This is a genomic window from Acinetobacter sp. EKM10A, from assembly GCF_011075215.1.
Classification (GTDB): domain Bacteria; phylum Pseudomonadota; class Gammaproteobacteria; order Pseudomonadales; family Moraxellaceae; genus Acinetobacter; species Acinetobacter baumannii.
The window spans coordinates 1-17,992 of sequence record NZ_JAALLK010000018.1 but is presented as its reverse complement, the minus strand read 5'-3'; the positions used below and the strand labels follow the sequence as shown (position 1 = coordinate 17,992).

The following is a 17,992-nucleotide window of genomic DNA, read 5'->3' as shown; positions in this document are numbered from 1 at the left end:
CAAGCTTTACTGCTTAAACTTTTTAATACTTTTAGACAAATGAGCTCGCATCATTTGTCTAGCCAACAAACCATCCTGATCGACAATTGCGTTATAAATATTGACATGATCATGGTGAACCGCTTTTAAATATTCTTCGCGATTTTCAGGACTTTGCTCAATAGATTTAACACGTGCACGTGGAATAATTTTTTCACCCAGATACTTCAAAAAATCAACGAAATATTGGTTTTCAGAAGCTTCAGCAATGGCAATATGGAAATCATAGTCAGCTTTTACCGTACCATCATTTGCATCTGAAGAAATATGTCGTTCAAAGTCTTCAAGCGCAGCTTTCATTTTATCAATATGGATTTGCTTACGGCGCTCAGATGCTAAAAAGACAGCTTCAGACTCAAGGCTAATCCGAAGCTCAAGCAAGGAAATAATGTCATTAATGGTTTCTAAACTGGCATTAGACAACAGAAAGTTTTGCTCAACAGTCTGCTCTTTTACAAAAGTACCAATCCCGTGACGAGTCTCGACAAATCCTAATGAACGCAACTCAGTAATTGCTTCGCGAATGACAGAACGGCTTACTTCAAAAGTTTCAATTAATTCAAGTTCGGTCGGGATCTTTTCTCCAACTTTAAATTCTCCAGACTGAATTTTTTCGATCAGTTGTTCTACAATAATCTGGCTTAGTTTTTTTGTTGATCTAGGTTTAATTGCGCTAGACATAATCTGAAGAACTCATGAAATGTTGAAAAAAATTATAAATTTCATTTTACTATAAACTTAGCCGATAGTCATATTCGGTTTTTAGACCCCTAAGTTATTAAAAATAAAATATTTTCTCTCACCTATTAAACCACTACTCATATTTAAAAAGTAAGCAATTTGTGCTTATTTAAATATTTAACAATTCATTGAATAAGTTAAAAAATATGCAGCTCAATAGCATTGATTGAGCTGCACAACTTTTAAATTTGAGCCTGAGTTAATTGCCCATTGACCAGACGAGTAATCTGTAGTGGATTACTATCTTTTAATGCATCGGGTAATAAAACTTGTGGTGTATTTTGGAAACATACCGGACGCAAGAAACGCTCAATTGCTCCCGTACCTACCGAAGTGCCACGGGCATCACTGGTTGCAGGGAAAGGGCCACCATGTACCATAGCATCCGATACCTCTACGCCTGTCGGGAAACCGTTAAACAATACACGGCCAGCTTTACGAGTTAACAAATCAAGAAGTTCGCCTGCTTTGGACAACTCATTTTCATCACCAATAATCGTTGCCGTAAGCTGTCCACCTAAAGCCCCGATCCCTTTTAACAAAGTCGCTTCATCCTCTACGCCAATCACAATCGACATTGGCCCGAAAACTTCATGTTGTAGTTTTGGGTTGCCTGACAATAAAACAGATTGATCCGCTTTAAACAGATGTGCTTTTGCTTGAGAAACTAGCTCGGCCTCTTGTCCTGTCGCAATAACTTCAAAACCAGCTTCGCTGTTTAGAGCATCAATACCTTGACGGTAGCTTTTTAAAGTTCCTTCATTCAACATGACCTGAGGCACAGCTTTTTGCGTGCTTTCAGCTAAAGCTGCTACGAAACTGTCAAATTCAGGACCTTGTACGCCTAAAATTAACCCTGGTTTTGTACAGAACTGGCCACATCCCATATTAAATGAAGCAACCGTATCTTGTGCGATTTGTTCACCACGAGAATTCAGCGCCTGAGATAAAACCACTACAGGGTTCACACTCGACATTTCAGCAAAGAATGGAATTGGCTGAGGACGGCTCTGCGCAAGGTTATAAAGTGCCATTCCGCCTTCAAGAGAACCCGTAAAACCAGCTGCGTGAATCAGGGGATGTTCTACCAAGTTTGCGCCAATACGGCCACCAAAAATCATATTGAATGTGCCTTTAGGCATATCGCAAACTTCGATTGCTTTTTCAATGGCTTCTGCAACAAGCTCAGCAGTTGCCATATGGCCAGAGTGTGCTTTAAAGACAACCGGACACCCTGCTGCTAAGGCAGCTACGGTATCACCGCCTGCAGTTGAAAATGCAAGTGGGAAATTACTCGCGCCAAACACAGCAACCGGTCCTACCCCAACTTTATATTGACGCAAATCGACACGCGGCAAAGGCTTACGTTCTGGTAATGCCACATCAATACGGGCACCATAAAAATCGCCGCGGCGTAAAAGTTCAGCAAATAGTCTTAGCTGGCCAGTAACCCGCCCTGTCTCCCCTTGAAGACGAGCAAGTGGCAAACCTGTTTCAAGTGAAGCGACCTCTTGCAGGTTCGCACCTAATGCTTCAATTTGGCGAGCAATCTCTTCTAGAAAAGAGGCACGTTGCTCTTGAGAAGTTTGGCTATAAACTAAAAAAGCGTTATGTGCAGCTTGAGCAGCCTGATCTACTTCTTCAAGTGTTGCCTGACTAAATATATAACCTGTTGGCTGATAGTCTTTTGCAGCTATACTTTCTAGAGCTGGCACATTTACAGCAATGCGTTGACCATTAATAAACTGCCGACCGTTATTTTTACTCATTTTAAAGCTCCAATACCTAAACAGTTAGAATTATTGCGGACCAAGTGTCGCAATGAGCGCAGCCAAATCTTCATAGTCTGCTTGAGTTAAATCACTTAATGGTGGACGCACAGGACCGGCATCATGCCCAACAATTTTGGCACCTGCTTTAATCATGCTTACCGCATAACCTGATTTACGGTCGCGAATTTTAATCAGTGGCAAGAAGAAATCTTTAATCAAACGATTGGTTGTTTCAAAGTCATCACTGCGAAGCGCGTTATAAAACTCCATAGCAGTCTTTGGAATAAAGTTAAATACAGCTGACGAGTAAACTGGGCAACCTAAAGCTTTATATGGCGCTGCAAAAACTTCTGCTGTCGGCAAGCCACCTAAATATGACAAACGGTCTCCAATAGTTTGAGTCACTGCCGTCATCATATCAATTTGGCCAGAGCTGTCTTTAAAACCGATTAAGTTCGGGCACATCTCAGTTAACTTTTGGATCGAATCGAGATTTAATCTTGATACGCTACGGTTATAAAAAATTACGCCAAAGTCTACTGAATTACATACTTGCTTAACGTGTTCAATTAAACCCTCTTGGCTTGCTTCAGTTAAGTAATGCGGCATTAACAAAATACCGTGTGCACCTAAGCGCTCTGCTTCTTTTGCCTGTTCAATCGCCTGACGTGTCGGACCACCTGCCCCAGCAATAATCGGTACACTGCCTTTGCATGTATCTACCGCAGTTTTAATTACTTCAGAATATTCATTGCCAGTTAATGAGAAAAACTCACCTGTACCACCTGCAGCAAATAAAGCACTTGCACCGTATGGAGCTAACCACTCAAGACGTTTTGCATAAGAAGACTTATTAAAATCTCCGTTTTGATCGAAATCTGTTACGGGGAAAGACAGTAAACCATCAGAAATAATGTTTTTTAACTCAAGTGCATCCATTTGCAAGTTTCCATACGTGTTTATGTTGTCAGACATCTTACATCATCAATCTAATTTCTTTCAATATCTTTTTTCTTTTTAAAATTAATTTTTTTATAGCAATAAAAAAGCTGCCCCAAAGGACAGCTATCAATTCAATATTTAAATACAAATCGAGTCAGATTAACGAACCAAACATGGCTTTTTATTATTAAAAGTCCAATTAGGAATTAGAAATTGCATCGCATCCGCATCATTACGAGCTCCTAAACCTTTTAATTTATAAAGTTCATGGGCTTGATTAATTCGGTCCCAATCAAGTTCGACACCAAGTCCCGGTGCTGTTGGTACCTGAATTTTACCGTCTTTAATTTCAAGCGGTGCTTTAGTCAGTTGATCTGTACCTTCTTGCCAAATCCAGTGCGTATCAATTGCAGTCACATTACCCACGGCAGCCGCCGCAACATGGGTAAACATGGCAAGGGAAATATCAAAGTGATTATTTGAATGCGATCCCCACGTTAAGTTATACATTTTACATAACTGAGAAACACGCACCGAACCTTCCAATGTCCAGAAATGCGGGTCAGCTAATGGAATATCAACAGCTTGCAATTGAATACTATGCGACATTTCCCGCCAGTCGGTCGCAACCATATTCGTGGCGGTCGGTAACCCCGTTGCCCGCTTAAACTCAGCCATAATTTCACGGCTTGAATAACCTTGCTCTGCACCACACGGGTCTTCCGCATAGGCCAGCACACCTTTTAAATGTTTACCTAAAGCAATTGCTTCATCTAAAAACCACGCACCATTTGGATCAAGCGTCACACGTGCATCCGGGAAACGGCGCGCGATAGCTGTAACAGCTTCGGCTTCTTGTTCGCCCTGTAACACGCCACCTTTTAACTTAAAGTCTTTAAACCCATAACGGTCATAAGATGCTTCTGCTAAACGCTGCACAGCCTCAGGTGTTAACGCTTTTTCATGACGGACTTTATACCAATCATGGTTATGTTGAGGTGTAGTCGCATAGTCTAATGAAGTCTGTTTGCGGTCACCAATAAAGAATAAATACCCTAATACTTCAACTTCACTACGTTGTTGCCCTTCACCAAGTAAACTTGCGACATTCACATTTAAATGCTTACCAAGCAAATCAAGTAATGCTGACTCATAAGCCGTTACAACATGAATTGTGGTACGTAAATCAAAGGTTTGATTGCCTCTGCCACCACTGTCACGATCAGCAAAAGTTTGCTGAATTTTTTTGAGCAAATTTTTATATTCGCCAATCGGTTGTCCTTCTACCAAGGCTTTAGCATCATTTAGTGTCGCTAAAATTTTTTCTCCGCCCGGAATTTCACCTACACCAATATTTCCAGAATTATCTTCAATAATGAGTATATTACGAGTGAAATAAGGTCCATGCGCACCACTCAAATTGAGCAGCATACTGTCATGTCCGGCAACAGGGATTGCTCGAATGGATTTAACAATAGGTGTAGAGGTCGCCATTAAAATACTCCTTGGCATACTGATACTATTTTTTCATCACCAAAACTTATAAGACATCAGACAACTTGTCAATATAAACTCGCACAAAAATTATTTTTCGAGCCTACTTGCCAAAATAATATTTTTAATCATATGATGTCATACATCTAAAGGCGCGGTTTTAGAATTAGGACTATAGAGTAGATACAACATTCCGTTTTCTCATCTATTCTATCGATGAATTTGACATGACGTCACCTATTTCACGGATATGCAAATAGGTCGATTATTAAAAAGAGTTTGTATATGGATAATCTGCAAACAAATATTGCTGTAGTGACTCAGCAAAGAGCCAAGCATACAAAAACTCGCTATTACATTCTTGCGATGATTTTTTTGGTCACGGCTTTTAATTACGGTGATCGTGCAACTCTCTCAATGGCAGCAACGCCAATGTCTCATGAACTGGGAATTGACTCAGTCACCATGGGTTATATTTTCTCGGCCTTTGCATGGGCCTATGTGATTGGTCAAATTCCAGGTGGCTGGCTACTCGATAAGTTTGGTGCTCGCCGTGTATATTTCTGGAGCCTGTTTTTATGGTCTTTGTTCACTGTTTTAATCGGTTTTACCGACATTTTAGGTGATACTGCGACCATCATTACTTCACTCTTTGTACTCAGATTTTTAGTCGGTTTGTCTGAGTCGCCTGCTTTTCCGGGTAACAGTAAAATTGCTGCTGCATGGTTTCCAACCAAAGAACGTGGAACTGCCGCTGCCATTTTTAACTCATCCTCTTATTTCTCGACCGTACTTTTCGCTCCCCTCATGGGTTGGCTTGTTGCAACCGTCCACTGGCAGTCTATTTTCTGGGTCATGGGTGGTCTTGGAATCATTCTTTCCTTTATCTGGCTCAAGGTCATCTATAGCCCGACCAATCATCCAACAGTAAATCCTGAAGAAGTAAAATACATTGCTTCAGAAGGTGCTTTACTCGATATGGGCGAAAACAGCCAAAACGCTAAAAAAGAGAAAATTACTTGGAGTAAAGTTAAACAACTGCTTGCTTCACGTATGATGCTCGGTATTTTTATTGGTCAATATTGTGTAAATACACTGACCTATTTTTTCTTGACTTGGTTCCCTGTTTACCTTGTCAAAGAAAGACATCTCAGCATTTTAGAAGCGGGTTTTGCAGCGGTTGCACCAGCACTCTGTGGCTTTGTAGGCGGAATTTTAGGTGGCTTAATTTCAGATAAGTTAATTCGAATGAATTACAGCTTAAGCTTTTCGAGAAAACTCCCTATCGTAGTCGGCTTCTTGGTCTCAACCTCAATCATTATGTGTAATTACGTCGACTCTCAAGCAGCAATCGTATTCTTTATGTCCTTATCATTCTTCGGTAAAGGAATTGGCTCTTTAGGTTGGGCTGTGATGTCTGACGTTGCACCAAAAGAAATGGTTGGTTTATCAGGTGGAATGATGAATGCATTTGGTAATACGGCAGGAATCGTGACCCCAATTGTGATCGGCTATATCTTGGCAAGTACTGGTTCTTTCAACCTTGCATTAACTTATGTCGGTGTACATGCCATCGCAGCTGTCATTTGCTATACCGTTATTGTCGGCAAGATTCAGCGCTTCGAGTTAAAACCTACCTCTTAAACCTTTACACCATAACGCTTTACTAACTTAAGCGTTATGACCTCTCTTCAAATGTATACAAGGAACGATCATGCTGAAGCCTCTCCTAATAAGAATCAGTCCTCTCGATAATGTAGCCATTGTAGTCAATGACGGTGGCTTACCATCCTCTACATATATTGAAGAATACCAACTCACCTTGGTTGATGAAGTACCACAAGGACATAAGGTTTTATTGGAGCCGTTAAAGCAAGGTGAAGCAATTGTTCGTTATGGCGAAATCATTGGCTATGCCAACAAAGATTTACCCGCAGGTTCTTGGGTAAATGAAGCCGTTACCCAAATGCCAGAGGCACCTGAGCTAGATACTCTTGAGTTAGCAACTCGCCCCGACCCCAAGCTTCCTCCACTGACCGGATATACATTTAAAGGTTATAAAAATAAGGATGGCTGCGTCGGCACAAAAAATATTTTAGGTATTACGACCAGTGTTAACTGTGTAGAGGGTATTGTCGATTATGTCGTTAAAATTATTGAACGTGATTTACTTCCAAAATATCCAAATGTAGATGGTGTAGTTGGATTAAACCATTTATATGGTTGTGGTGTGGCAATCGATGCACCCGCTGCAATTGTTCCTATTCGTACCATACATAACCTTGCACTCAATCCTAATTTTGGTGGAGAAATTATGGTGGTGAGTCTGGGCTGCGAAAAAATGCAACCCGAACGACTTTTAAATATTCCTAAAGAAAACAAATATATTCCCCTAGCAAACGAAGATATTATTCAATTGCAAGATGAGCGCCACAACGGTTTTGAAAGTATGGTGAATCATATTTTAACCGTGGCAGAACAACACCTTGAAAAGCTTAACCAACGTACTCGAGAAGAAGTTCCAGCCTCTGAATTAGTTGTAGGAATGCAATGTGGGGGGAGTGATGCATTTTCCGGAGTTACCTCTAACCCTGCCGTTGGTTTCGCAGCTGACTTGATTGTGCAATGTGGCGGTACAGTCATGTTCTCTGAAGTTACGGAAGTCCGCGATGGTATTCACCTACTTACTCCACGTGCAGCAAATGAACAAGTTGCCAAAGATCTAATTCGGGAAATGAAATGGTACGATGACTACTTAGCAGCAGGCCAAGTGGACCGAAGTGCCAATACCACACCAGGTAATAAAAAAGGTGGACTGAATAACATTGTAGAAAAAGCGATGGGATCAATTGCAAAATCGGGCCGCTCACCGATTGTAGAAGTTCTCGCACCGGGTCAAAGACCGACTAAAAAGGGTTTAATTTTTGCGGCCACCCCTTCGAGTGACTTTATCTGTGGTACGCAGCAAATGGCATCTGGTATTACCGTTCAAGTCTTTACCACAGGTCGCGGTACACCCTACGGGCTGGCAGCCGTACCTGTCATTAAAATGGCAAGCCGAAACAATATTGCAAACCGTTGGTATGACCTGATTGATATCAGTGCTGGCGATATTGCGATTGGGAAGAAAACTATTGAAGAAGTGGGCTGGGAACTTTTTGAGCTGATTTTACGCGTGGCTAGCGGTGAGAAACAAACGTGGTCGGACCGTTGGGGTATTCATAACTCACTCGCTGTATTTAACCCTGCACCAGTGACCTAATAAGGTTTAAAAGATGAGGCATATCACCTCATCTTTCTTATTTCCCCTATTAATTACGACACATTTCACTAAAACTTAACAGCGCTGCTAAAATAACATCGAAAATTAAGAACTGTATTTCTCTATGCAAAATCAGACTGCTTCAAACCTCCCTTCTACACAACTTGGAAAAGCACTGCTTTGTCTTATGACGTCGGCATTATTGTTTTCCATTATGGGAGTGTGCATTCGTTTTGCTTCACAAACGGTAGATAACGCGACTGTCGTGTTTTTTAGAAATGCAGTAGGTTTATTTATTTTTATTCCGATGCTCTTTAAACAGGGGCTAGATTTTATTAAAACCGATAAACTCTGGATGCATACTTGGCGAAGTATTGTCGGGCTAGCCGCCATGTATGGTTTTTTCTATGCCATTGCGAACTTAAAACTATCGAATGCTATGGTTTTTAGTTACTCATCTCCTATCTTTATTCCACTCATTGCATGGCTTTTCTTAAAAGAAAAAATTACCAAATCGATGATTTTTGCCGCTGTGATTGGACTCATTGGGGTTTTATTTGTCGCTAAACCCGATCAAGGTCTATTTAACGCATTATCTTTTATTGGCTTGGGTGCATGCTTTTTATCAGCAATGGCCTTTGTCACCGTAAGAGCTTTAACCAGTACAGAGCCGCCTGAGCGTATTGTTTTTTACTTCTGTGTTTTTGGTAGTTTAATTTCCTCTATTCCAATGTTTTGGCATTGGCGTATTTTCACTTGGCATGAACTAGCATTACTGATTGCCGCAGGACTTTTAGCAAATATAAGCCAACTGTTTATGTCTTATGCCTACAGCTTAGCACCGGCAGGACAAATTGGCCCAATGAACTATATTGCCATTATTTTTGCAGGAATTTGGGGATTTGTTTTTTGGCATGAATTACCGGATTTATTCAGCATTATCGGCATATTTATTATTTTATTTGCCATTTTGCTCTGTAATCCATTTTTGCAGAAAAAGTTACTTTCTCGATTAAAATAACAAACAAACCTTAATCTAATTGAGGTACTGTATTCGATACTCATTTGGTGAAATGCCTGTCCAGTGACGGTAGGCTTTTCGAAAGTTAGAAGTATCTGAAAAGCCAATTCTCTCAGCAATTTCATCTATGGTTAAAGTTGTCTCTCGCAAATACTCATCGGCAAGACGGCGCCGAGTCTCATCTAACAATTCTTGATAGGTTAAATCAAAACCTGCCAAACGCCGATGTAAGGTCCGCTTTGATATATGTAAGCGTTCAGCCATTTCTTGAGCTGATGGAAAAAGCCCTGTTCCATCCAATAGTATTAAACGAATCGTTTTCACCAACTCAGGCTCTTCAAGTTCAGCAGCACCTAGCATCCGCTCACAAAACGACTTACACATGTCCGCAGTAATCGGGTTGGCATTTGGACAAGGTACATCGAGCCACTTTAAATCAAAGTGCCATTGCATTACCCCCGCATTAAACTGAACGGGACAATGAAAAACTTTTTCATATTCTTCTGCATAGTCAGGCGCTGGGTATGGTAATAAAAGCTTCTTCGCTTGAAATGGTCCTTCAAGCACCCGTTCAATTAAGGTTTGCATGGAGCTAAACCAAAACTCGCACACTAAAGGCAAAAGCTTACCAAGTGCAATAATGTCCTGCCCTTCAAAAACGGCAACATCATCCCGAATATAAAAAGACTTCTTTAAAATAGGCCCTGCAAGCTTAATGTGTCGAATGCCAAGCTCTACCGCTTGTCTAAAATTACGTGAGGAATATAACGCATAGCCATACACTCCAAAATCTGACAGTCGCTGCTTTTGTCCCGCTCGTAGTCCGATCAAGGGATCATGAGATAGCTTTTGAATATTTTGAAATAGCTGGATTTTTTGAACTTGAGAAATATATAAAGAGGATTGATTCATCGCATCTAGCGAAATATTTGTGCCAGATAAAACATCTGATATTGAATGGCCTTGCAAACCCATTTCATCAAATAAACTGGTCAAACCTAGCAAATATGTATTGGCACCTAAGGATGTATTATCATAATTTCCTTCAATAACACTATTTGCATTTTTATAAATATTTTTAGGCATTTAATTCACACCATCCCTAGAGTGACGTGCATAATGGCACTAAACTACCTCTTGTTGTCTCAATTTAACATCGACCATACGACGCTTCAAGCATAAAGTATGATAAGCAAAAGTATGGAAGGAACAATAATGGAAAGCTCCACTTTAAAAGAATATAGCGGCTCTGCCACTGAACATATGGAACTTATTTTTTCCAAACAACGTGCCAATTTTGAGGCAGATCCCTACCCAAGTCTTGAGGCACGTCGCACAAAGCTGCATCAACTCAAAAAACAAATTATTCGTTATCAAGATGCTTTAGCTGCCGCGATTAATGCTGACTTTAGTTCAAGATCACTCGATGAATCTAAACTACTAGATTTGCTTGGTTCTGTGTTGGAAGCTGATCATGCGATTCATCATTTACGCCGCTGGATGCGTCCAAGTAAACGCCGTACCGAGCTTTTATTTTTATCAAACCGTTTAAGTGTGCAATACCAACCTAAAGGCGTGGTTGGTGTGATTGTTCCTTGGAATTTCCCTGTTTATTTAGCACTTGGCCCGCTCATTGCAGCTTTGGCTGCGGGCAATCGAGTCATGATTAAACTCCCTGAAATTACTCCGAATACTAATGCAATGCTAAGACGCATGCTTGCCGAAGTCTTTAATGAAGATGAAGTGGCTGTGTTTGGTGAAGAAATTACAGATCCAGCTAGATTTACCACTTTGCCATTTAACCATATTGTATTTACAGGTTCTCCTACCATTGGCAAAGTTGTCATGCGAGCTGCTGCTGAAAATCTAACACCTGTTACACTTGAGTTAGGTGGCAAATCACCGGCTATTGTGAGCCGTAATTATCCACTTGCCGATGCTGCAAAACGCATTACCCATGGTAAAGCAACTAATAGTGGTCAAATCTGTGTAGCGCCTGACTACGCGTTGGTTCCAAAAGAAAGTATTGATGAGTTTGTGGATGCAGCAAAATCCAGCTTTATAAAAATGTTTGGTCAAAGCATTGAAAATAATGAGAATTACACATCAATTGTGAACGACCGCCATTTAAAACGTATCCAAGCTATCTTGACCGATGCGCAAGAAAAAGGTGCCCTTATTATTCCTTGCGATACTTATAGCTTTGACCAACAAGGTCGCAGGATGCCTGTGCACATTGTGCTGAATTGCACGCCAGACATGCGGATTATGAAAGAAGAACTCTTTGGCCCTATTTTACCTGTGGTGGCTTATGATTCTTTAGATGATGCGATTACCTATGTGAAATCGGACGAACGGCCTTTAGCACTTTATTGCTTTACGCATAGCTCAGTAGAACGCGACCGGATTTTACGTGAAACTCATTCGGGTGGTGTGACCATCAATGACTGGGGTTGGCATGTAGTTAACCATGATGCTCCTTTCGGGGGTATCGGCAACTCAGGTATGGGTTCATATCATGGCGAAGAAGGTTTCCGCGAACTTTCACATGCAAAAACTGTATTTATTCGTCATCGGTTTTTCCCGACTCAGCTTTTCCACCCTCCTTATGGAACATTCCTTCAAAAGTTAGCGATTCGCTTTTTCTTGAAAAAAGGCGATCCAAATATTAAGTAACCATTATAGAAAAAGCCTCGTAATGAGGCTTTTTCTATAACAAACGACCTGTAATAGATCTATTAATTTGTTCTTCTGTTAAACCAAAATCTACAAATCGATTTCTTTTAGTTTTTTCAAAAACATAATCTTTTAAATACTCTAATAAAGTTATATTTGTTTTTTCTAATACACAGTCGTCAGCATCATGTAATGACCATATAAAGTCATCATTTTCAGCAGTTAATAGATAGTAAAAATATGTCTCATACTCTCTTGATAAGTAAAACATTTTCATATCAACAGGATCTAGTTTACCTTTACTTGTTAATATATAACCCAAATCTTCTTTTTCAGATTGTTGAGCATGTCTAAACTTGTTTGGGTTCCATAAATTTTTATACATATAGAACTCATCACTCCATATTAATCCCCCAGAACACCTCCCCATTTGAAGAAGAAATTCTCTAAATTGTCCATGTATATCAAGATTAAGATTTTTAGCAATCAACTCTACCTCTTTCTCAGTATAACCTTGTACTTTTTCAGGATAAAAAGGAAGTTTTGTTCCCTCAACACGGCAGGCAGATAGTTCTTTAACAAAATCGATCATTTTCTTCTCAATAAATTAATTTATATATAGACTAAATAAATTTCCAAATGAAAAATTTACTATTTTATAAAAATTACTCTTCCAACAATTCAAAGTTAAAAAATTTAAAGAGAATTCTATCCTCTTCTAATTGATTTAAGTTGTATTTAACACCATCCCATCCATCTAAATTTTTCTCAATATACATTCTACAAAACTGAGTAAACCTATTACCAACATCATTCAGACAAAGATTAGTAATATTAAAGAATCTAATTTTTATTTTTTCACTATATATATCCGATAAATCTTTGGCTAAAACCATATCTAAATTATAGACTCCATCAAAGTCATCAAAATATATATTAATAGAGTATAATTGATCATATTTAACAAATTTTCCATTTAAATTATCAATATCACACATGGCTAAATTCTCCTCTCTTTCATTTTTAATATTTTAAAATAATTGTAAAAGCTAAAACAAATCACTTGAATGCTTATCTGACAAGCATGATTCCTCATAATCAAGAAAATCACTCTTATCATCTAAACATTTTTTAATTAGAGCATAATCAACCTTTTTAGGTATATTAATTGCATAATAGAGTCCACCTTCAAACCCCTCCCAACCACATAAATGAGACTCCAAAGTAGTTAATATTTTTTCAATATATTTAATATCGTTATTTAAAAATACAATTCTTAATGTTGAATTATTAGATGGCTTTATTAAATCATCAAAATAGAGCGTTTTATCATCCATTTCAACCTGAATAAGATCATTAAATGCAAGGTTAGGCGCAAAGAAAGGAATACTTCTAACAAAGTATTGATCAGTCTTGCACATCTCTCCCCATATTAACTCTTTTGAGAGTTCATTGTTTTTATCTAAGTAGTCTATTACAATTTTTTTATTATTCATGATATAAACTTTTATTTAAATATTTGTTGTTTAAATGATATATATTTTAAATACTATTTCCCCCTTATAGATTTAATCATAATATCCTTCTATAAATATTATAATTGCTTCAACTGGTAAAAATGGTTCTTCTTCATAATTCGGCTCATAAAAGCCTATCCCAAATTTAAATGAAGTTAGACCATCCCCATCAATAGCAATATCTTTATCTAATGAAGCCATTAGTTTATAAGCTTCTGATGCAGAAATATTAAATATCTCTATACCATTAAAAGCAACTTGAGCGGGTTCATAAAATTCTAATGCTATAGTTTTATCAGCACTATCATAATATATATTAATACCAATTTCATCATAGCCATCAGTAGCAGACTCTGAATAAGAATTTCGCCAAAATGCTCTAGGCTCATACTCAGAAAAAACCTTTCTTACTTCTTCTCTTTTCATACCAAACTTAATTAAACCGGCTCCAACGTATGGGGTTATCTCAAACATTATTTTCTCATTTTTTAACGAATTAGTAATTAAACAACTGATCTATATATAACTATATATTATACAATTTTTACCATATCTCATTTCAAATTTTATTTGTATACCTCTTATCTTTTTAAGTTGAACTTCTTTCAATCAGCTCCTTCTTTTAAAAATAAAAAAGCTAGACATGCGCCTAGCTTTAAAAATGTTTCATCCTCTAGCTTAAATATAATCAACCTTTTGTGCTTTTAAAATATCAAGCTGCAACATCTTTTTCTTTTTATATTTATACGCAATAAACAAACCAATAAACCAGATTGGTGAGCACTCAAGTGCAATTAAAGTATCATGGTCCAAAGCCAAAATTACGATAGTAAACACTAAAAACAACATGGTCATCCAAGCCATAAATAATCCACCCGGCATTTTATATTTTGACTGGATGTGTAGTTCAGGGCTTTTCTTACGATAATAAATATATGAAAGCACAATCAGCATAAATGTAAAAATACATAAAATTGAAGTGAGTGCTGAAATAATCGTAAAGGCGGTCATGACATTAGGCACAATAAATAAAATAGAAGTACCAACCGTTACGCATGCCATTGAAAATACGAGTCCGCGAATTGGAACTTTTCTTTTTGACAGCTTACTAAAGCTTTTAGGTGCATCGTTGTCTAAAGCCAAACCATATAGCATACGACTGGTTGCAAAGATTCCACTATTTGCAGAAGATAAAGCCGAAGTCGCAACAACAAAGTTGATTAAACCCGCCGCAATTGGTAATCCAACCAAGGTAAACATTTCTACAAATGGGCTCTTTTCTGGTGAAACTTTTGCCCAAGATGTGACCGCAATAATACAAACCAATGCGCCTACATAGAATAATAAAATGCGTAAAGGAATAGAGTTAATTGCTTTCGGAAGTGAAGTATGCGGGTCTTTGGTTTCAGCAGCAGTCGTACCGACAAGCTCAATACCCACAAATGCAAAGATGGCAATTTGAAAGCCTGCCAAGAAACCTGTTACACCATAAGGAAACATTGATTCTGTTTCAAACAAATGACTCATTGAGGCCTTAACACCATTTGGTGAAGTAAATCCAATCCCAATTAAATAAATACCAGCCAGAATAAATAGAATAATTGCAGTAATTTTGATGAGGGAGAACCAAAACTCAAGTTCACCAAAAAGCCGAACGGCCACAAAATTGAGTATGGTTAAGATCGCTAATGAAGTAAATGCTGGAATCCAAACGGGTAAATCTGGATACCAAAACTCCATGTACCCTCCGATCACAATCACGTCTGCAATCGCAGTAATAATCCAATTACACCAGTAGGACCAACCAAGGAAGAACCCCGCCCACGGACCGAGATAAGCCGTTGCAAAATCGGCGAATGTTTTAAAATTGGTATTCGCAAGCAACAATTCACCCATTGCCCGCATCACGAAGAAAAAGAAGAAACCAATAATTAAATAGGTTAAAACAATTGAAGTACCCGAAACACTTAATGTTTTCCCGGAACCCATAAATAATCCAGTACCAATTGCACCACCGATTGCGATCATTTGAATATGACGATTTGTCAATGAGCGCTGCAATTTCTCTTCTTCTTGCTCAGTCATATGTTGACTACCAAGAAGATCTCCTTCCAGGAATTGCTTTCCGTTATTCTTACTCATGTAATATTTACTCCAATTTATAGCAACCGTCGTAAATGCTTTAATAATAAATAAATTATATGATTATTAATTTAGTCCATTAAACCATTCTAAAAATATTATTAAATCACTTAAGACCTTATAAATTCCTTTTTAAAAGCCATCACCTATAACAATAAAAATTATTCATCATTCCTTTCCTTCATTATTATATTAGCCTGCATTTAAAAATATAATTTTGAAAAATTCTTAAAATATATAAATTAATTACACATTTTATTGAATTATCTTTTATATAATAAAACAGGCTAATTAATCCCAGCTCAGCGAGCAAGATTGTATTTATCCATATACCCATCTTGCGCTAGCGATAATATAGTATTCCTTCTTAAATTTGGTGAAATGTATAGTATTTCTGTTTAATTAACAGCCATTCGCAAATGTTCTGTTTCTTTAAGTTTGTTCACTATCTGTGGGTTCGAGTCCTGTTTAACATGGACGCTTAACACACGGACTAAACCACCATTTTCAGCATTTAATTGTTTTGCTTGTGCTTTTGTTATTTGCAATGACTCCTGATAAGGTGTGCCGAATACAAGAATGGCTCGATAATTTTCATAGTTATCGTTGGCCACAATATAGGGTTCATCACCTGAACTAAGAGGAATAGACTCTACAACTTGCACAGTTAAAATCTGGCTTTCTTTAATTGCTCGTAAATTTTCAATATCTGCTTGCAGCGTTGCACCACCATCAAAAATATCTATATAGCCTTTGTAGCGCAGTCCTTCTTCAAGCAAGAGATTGTAGGCTGGTCGAGTATTGGGATGAACAATACCAATCGCGGCTTTAGCATCATCAGGCAGCATATCAACATAGAGTGGATGTCTTGGCATCAGCTCAGCAATAAAAGCCTTTTGTCCCACCCCACTCAAATAATCGGCTTTGGTAAATTCAATATTAAAAAACTTATGGCCTACCGCATTCCAAAATGGTGACTGCCCATTTGCATCAGAGTATCCACGCATTTCGGCAACAATCGTTTCTTCAAAATATTGGCGAAAGGCAGAGAGAAACAAGAAACGGACTTTAGATAAAAATTTGCCATTTTTATTTAAGCGATAGTCAGGATCTAAAAATAAAGTACAAAGCTCACTACAGTTAGTATGGTCATTACTCAAATACAAAGTAAGTAAAGCGTTATAAACACTTAAGGGTTCTGAAGCGTGAACTTGGGTTCCTACATGGAAATTGTACCAAGGTTCTTTTAAACCAAGAGCGACTTCAATACCGCAAACCCCGACAACTTTGTTGAGTTCAGTATCTTCTAAAACAAATAAGTAAACCTGATCTGCCTTTGGGAGTTCGCCTGCGACTGTCTTACACGCCCGTTCAATACGAGCAGCAAGTTTTTCCATATTTGGCTGCAAAGATGTCAAGCCAAAACCTGCTTTTTGCGCCAACAGGTAAAGGTCATTAACATCTTTAGGTTCAATGTAGCGAATAATCATCATGCTGCTTGTTCATCCTTTTGAATTTCCACAAAGCGAGCAAGCGCACGTTCAAAGCGTTTTAGACCTTCATCAATATCAGCAAATGGAATGATCAAAGAGGGCGTAAAACGGACAACATTTGGACCAGCAATAAGACTCAGCAAACCTTCTTCGCCCGCAAGGTTATTGATGTCTTTTGCTTTACCAGCGAATTCATCTTTTAATGCACAACCAATCAATAAGCCTTCACCGCGAATAGTTTTAAAGACTTCATATTTTTCATTTAATTGATTTAAAGCGTTTTTATAGTAGTCATGACGCTCTTTAACACCCTTCAGCACTTCAGGTGTATTAATAAACTCGAATACTGCACCTGCAACCGCACTTGCTAACGGGTTACCACCATAAGTCGTACCATGTGTACCCACTGAAAAATGTGGAGCAAACTTATCAGTTGTTAACATTGCACCGACTGGAAAACCACCGCCTAGTGCTTTTGCAGTAGTTAACACATCTGGAATAACACCAGAGTTCATGTAGGCATACAGTGCACCTGTACGGCCAACACCAGTTTGTACTTCATCAAAAATCAGTAAGGCACCGAACTCATCACACAGTGCTCTTAAGCCTTTTAAAAATTCGATGTCAGCAGGAATAACTCCGCCTTCACCTTGGATTGGCTCAACAATGACTGCACAAGTTTGCTCATTAATGACTGCTTTTGCAGCTTCTAAATCGTTAAAAGCAACGTGATTAATGCCATTTGGAAGTGGTGCAAAGTCTTGTGAATATTTAGGTTGACCACCCGCTGAAACGGTAAATAAGGTACGGCCATGGAAAGCATTGTTAAATGCAACGATACCGCTTTTACCAGCTATACCACTGTCTAGCCCAACTTTACGCGCAAGTTTTAA

General features: G+C 38.5%; 16 protein-coding genes. 4 read left to right on the top strand and 12 right to left on the bottom strand.

The genetic code is table 11. From position 1 onward, the window contains the following. Nucleotides 1–6: 6 nt before the first annotated feature. The 4 genes from G9371_RS16775 to gudD form a co-directional block, all read right to left on the bottom strand. Entirely contained in the window at nucleotides 7–720 is a 714-nt protein-coding gene (locus tag G9371_RS16775; protein ID WP_000092890.1) for a FadR/GntR family transcriptional regulator, read from the bottom strand. Between the two features lie 242 nt (nucleotides 721–962). Next, nucleotides 963–2,549 (bottom strand): aldehyde dehydrogenase (NADP(+)), encoded by a 1,587-nt coding sequence (locus G9371_RS16770; RefSeq protein WP_029424296.1) that lies wholly within the window; start codon nucleotides 2,547–2,549, stop codon nucleotides 963–965. Nucleotides 2,550–2,579: 30 nt separating this feature from the next. Further along, nucleotides 2,580–3,491, bottom strand: coding sequence for a 5-dehydro-4-deoxyglucarate dehydratase (kdgD, locus tag G9371_RS16765; RefSeq protein ID WP_000339250.1), 912 nt, complete (start codon nucleotides 3,489–3,491; stop codon nucleotides 2,580–2,582). Between the two features lie 162 nt (nucleotides 3,492–3,653). Further along, nucleotides 3,654–4,988, bottom strand: coding sequence for a glucarate dehydratase (gene gudD, locus G9371_RS16760; protein ID WP_005129160.1), 1,335 nt, complete (start codon nucleotides 4,986–4,988; stop codon nucleotides 3,654–3,656). A gap of 285 nt (nucleotides 4,989–5,273) precedes the next feature. Between gudD and G9371_RS16755 the strand changes: the two genes are divergently transcribed. From G9371_RS16755 to G9371_RS16745, 3 genes are all read left to right on the top strand, one after another. Further along, nucleotides 5,274–6,632, top strand: coding sequence for an MFS transporter (locus G9371_RS16755; protein WP_000369468.1), 1,359 nt, complete (start codon nucleotides 5,274–5,276; stop codon nucleotides 6,630–6,632). Between the two features lie 70 nt (nucleotides 6,633–6,702). Next, a complete protein-coding gene (garD, locus tag G9371_RS16750) occupies nucleotides 6,703–8,250 on the top strand; it encodes a galactarate dehydratase (RefSeq protein ID WP_029424297.1) in 1,548 nt (515 codons plus the stop codon). Between the two features lie 124 nt (nucleotides 8,251–8,374). Next, a complete protein-coding gene (locus G9371_RS16745; RefSeq protein ID WP_001181016.1) occupies nucleotides 8,375–9,271 on the top strand; it encodes a DMT family transporter in 897 nt (298 codons plus the stop codon). Between the two features lie 15 nt (nucleotides 9,272–9,286). On the opposite strand, the gene G9371_RS16740 is transcribed toward G9371_RS16745, so the two are convergent. Beyond that, a complete protein-coding gene (locus G9371_RS16740; protein WP_029424298.1) occupies nucleotides 9,287–10,357 on the bottom strand; it encodes an AraC family transcriptional regulator in 1,071 nt (356 codons plus the stop codon). Nucleotides 10,358–10,486: 129 nt separating this feature from the next. Here G9371_RS16740 and G9371_RS16735 point away from each other — a divergent pair, with 129 nt between their 5' ends. Further along, nucleotides 10,487–11,947, top strand: a complete 1,461-nt coding sequence (locus G9371_RS16735) for a coniferyl aldehyde dehydrogenase (protein WP_029424299.1) — start codon at nucleotides 10,487–10,489, stop codon at nucleotides 11,945–11,947. 34 nt (nucleotides 11,948–11,981) lie between these two features. Here the strand turns inward: G9371_RS16735 and G9371_RS16730 are convergent, their stop codons facing one another. The 7 genes from G9371_RS16730 to G9371_RS16700 form a co-directional block, all read right to left on the bottom strand. Next, nucleotides 11,982–12,539 carry a hypothetical protein gene (locus tag G9371_RS16730; protein ID WP_000564984.1) on the bottom strand — a complete coding sequence of 186 codons (558 nt, stop codon included), beginning with the start codon at nucleotides 12,537–12,539 and terminating at the stop codon, nucleotides 11,982–11,984. A gap of 73 nt (nucleotides 12,540–12,612) precedes the next feature. Further along, nucleotides 12,613–12,945 (bottom strand): hypothetical protein, encoded by a 333-nt coding sequence (locus tag G9371_RS16725; RefSeq protein WP_000332830.1) that lies wholly within the window; start codon nucleotides 12,943–12,945, stop codon nucleotides 12,613–12,615. A gap of 51 nt (nucleotides 12,946–12,996) precedes the next feature. Beyond that, nucleotides 12,997–13,443 (bottom strand): DUF4265 domain-containing protein, encoded by a 447-nt coding sequence (locus tag G9371_RS16720; RefSeq protein WP_001060374.1) that lies wholly within the window; start codon nucleotides 13,441–13,443, stop codon nucleotides 12,997–12,999. A 72-nt stretch (nucleotides 13,444–13,515) separates the two neighbouring features. After that, the gene (locus G9371_RS16715) at nucleotides 13,516–13,890 is read right to left on the bottom strand and encodes a hypothetical protein (protein WP_369812998.1); all 375 of its coding nucleotides are present in this window, start codon (nucleotides 13,888–13,890) and stop codon (nucleotides 13,516–13,518) included. A gap of 252 nt (nucleotides 13,891–14,142) precedes the next feature. Then, entirely contained in the window at nucleotides 14,143–15,606 is a 1,464-nt protein-coding gene (locus G9371_RS16710; protein WP_029424301.1) for an amino acid permease, read from the bottom strand. Nucleotides 15,607–16,004: 398 nt separating this feature from the next. Further along, nucleotides 16,005–17,099 carry an arginine N-succinyltransferase gene (astA, locus tag G9371_RS16705; protein ID WP_029424302.1) on the bottom strand — a complete coding sequence of 365 codons (1,095 nt, stop codon included), beginning with the start codon at nucleotides 17,097–17,099 and terminating at the stop codon, nucleotides 16,005–16,007. Continuing rightward, a partial coding sequence (locus G9371_RS16700) for an aminotransferase class III-fold pyridoxal phosphate-dependent enzyme (protein WP_165471289.1) occupies nucleotides 17,096–17,992 on the bottom strand: 897 nt, incomplete at its 5' end. The genes astA and G9371_RS16700, both read right to left, overlap by 4 nt.

What these genes read in the sequence shown, in the direction of transcription:
- G9371_RS16715 (WP_369812998.1), bottom strand. Translation starts at nt 13,890, where the DNA reads ATGAAAAGAGAAGAAGTAAGAAAGGTTTTTTCTGAGTATGAGCCTAGA.
- G9371_RS16730 (WP_000564984.1), bottom strand. Translation starts at nt 12,539, where the DNA reads ATGATCGATTTTGTTAAAGAACTATCTGCCTGCCGTGTTGAGGGAACA.
- G9371_RS16745 (WP_001181016.1), top strand. Translation starts at nt 8,375, where the DNA reads ATGCAAAATCAGACTGCTTCAAACCTCCCTTCTACACAACTTGGAAAA.
- G9371_RS16740 (WP_029424298.1), bottom strand. Translation starts at nt 10,357, where the DNA reads ATGCCTAAAAATATTTATAAAAATGCAAATAGTGTTATTGAAGGAAAT.
- G9371_RS16770 (WP_029424296.1), bottom strand. Translation starts at nt 2,549, where the DNA reads ATGAGTAAAAATAACGGTCGGCAGTTTATTAATGGTCAACGCATTGCT.
- G9371_RS16755 (WP_000369468.1), top strand. Translation starts at nt 5,274, where the DNA reads ATGGATAATCTGCAAACAAATATTGCTGTAGTGACTCAGCAAAGAGCC.
- G9371_RS16720 (WP_001060374.1), bottom strand. Translation starts at nt 13,443, where the DNA reads ATGAATAATAAAAAAATTGTAATAGACTACTTAGATAAAAACAATGAA.
- G9371_RS16725 (WP_000332830.1), bottom strand. Translation starts at nt 12,945, where the DNA reads ATGTGTGATATTGATAATTTAAATGGAAAATTTGTTAAATATGATCAA.
- astA (WP_029424302.1), bottom strand. Translation starts at nt 17,099, where the DNA reads ATGATGATTATTCGCTACATTGAACCTAAAGATGTTAATGACCTTTAC.
- gudD (WP_005129160.1), bottom strand. Translation starts at nt 4,988, where the DNA reads ATGGCGACCTCTACACCTATTGTTAAATCCATTCGAGCAATCCCTGTT.
- garD (WP_029424297.1), top strand. Translation starts at nt 6,703, where the DNA reads ATGCTGAAGCCTCTCCTAATAAGAATCAGTCCTCTCGATAATGTAGCC.
- G9371_RS16710 (WP_029424301.1), bottom strand. Translation starts at nt 15,606, where the DNA reads ATGAGTAAGAATAACGGAAAGCAATTCCTGGAAGGAGATCTTCTTGGT.
- G9371_RS16775 (WP_000092890.1), bottom strand. Translation starts at nt 720, where the DNA reads ATGTCTAGCGCAATTAAACCTAGATCAACAAAAAAACTAAGCCAGATT.
- G9371_RS16735 (WP_029424299.1), top strand. Translation starts at nt 10,487, where the DNA reads ATGGAAAGCTCCACTTTAAAAGAATATAGCGGCTCTGCCACTGAACAT.
- kdgD (WP_000339250.1), bottom strand. Translation starts at nt 3,491, where the DNA reads ATGGATGCACTTGAGTTAAAAAACATTATTTCTGATGGTTTACTGTCT.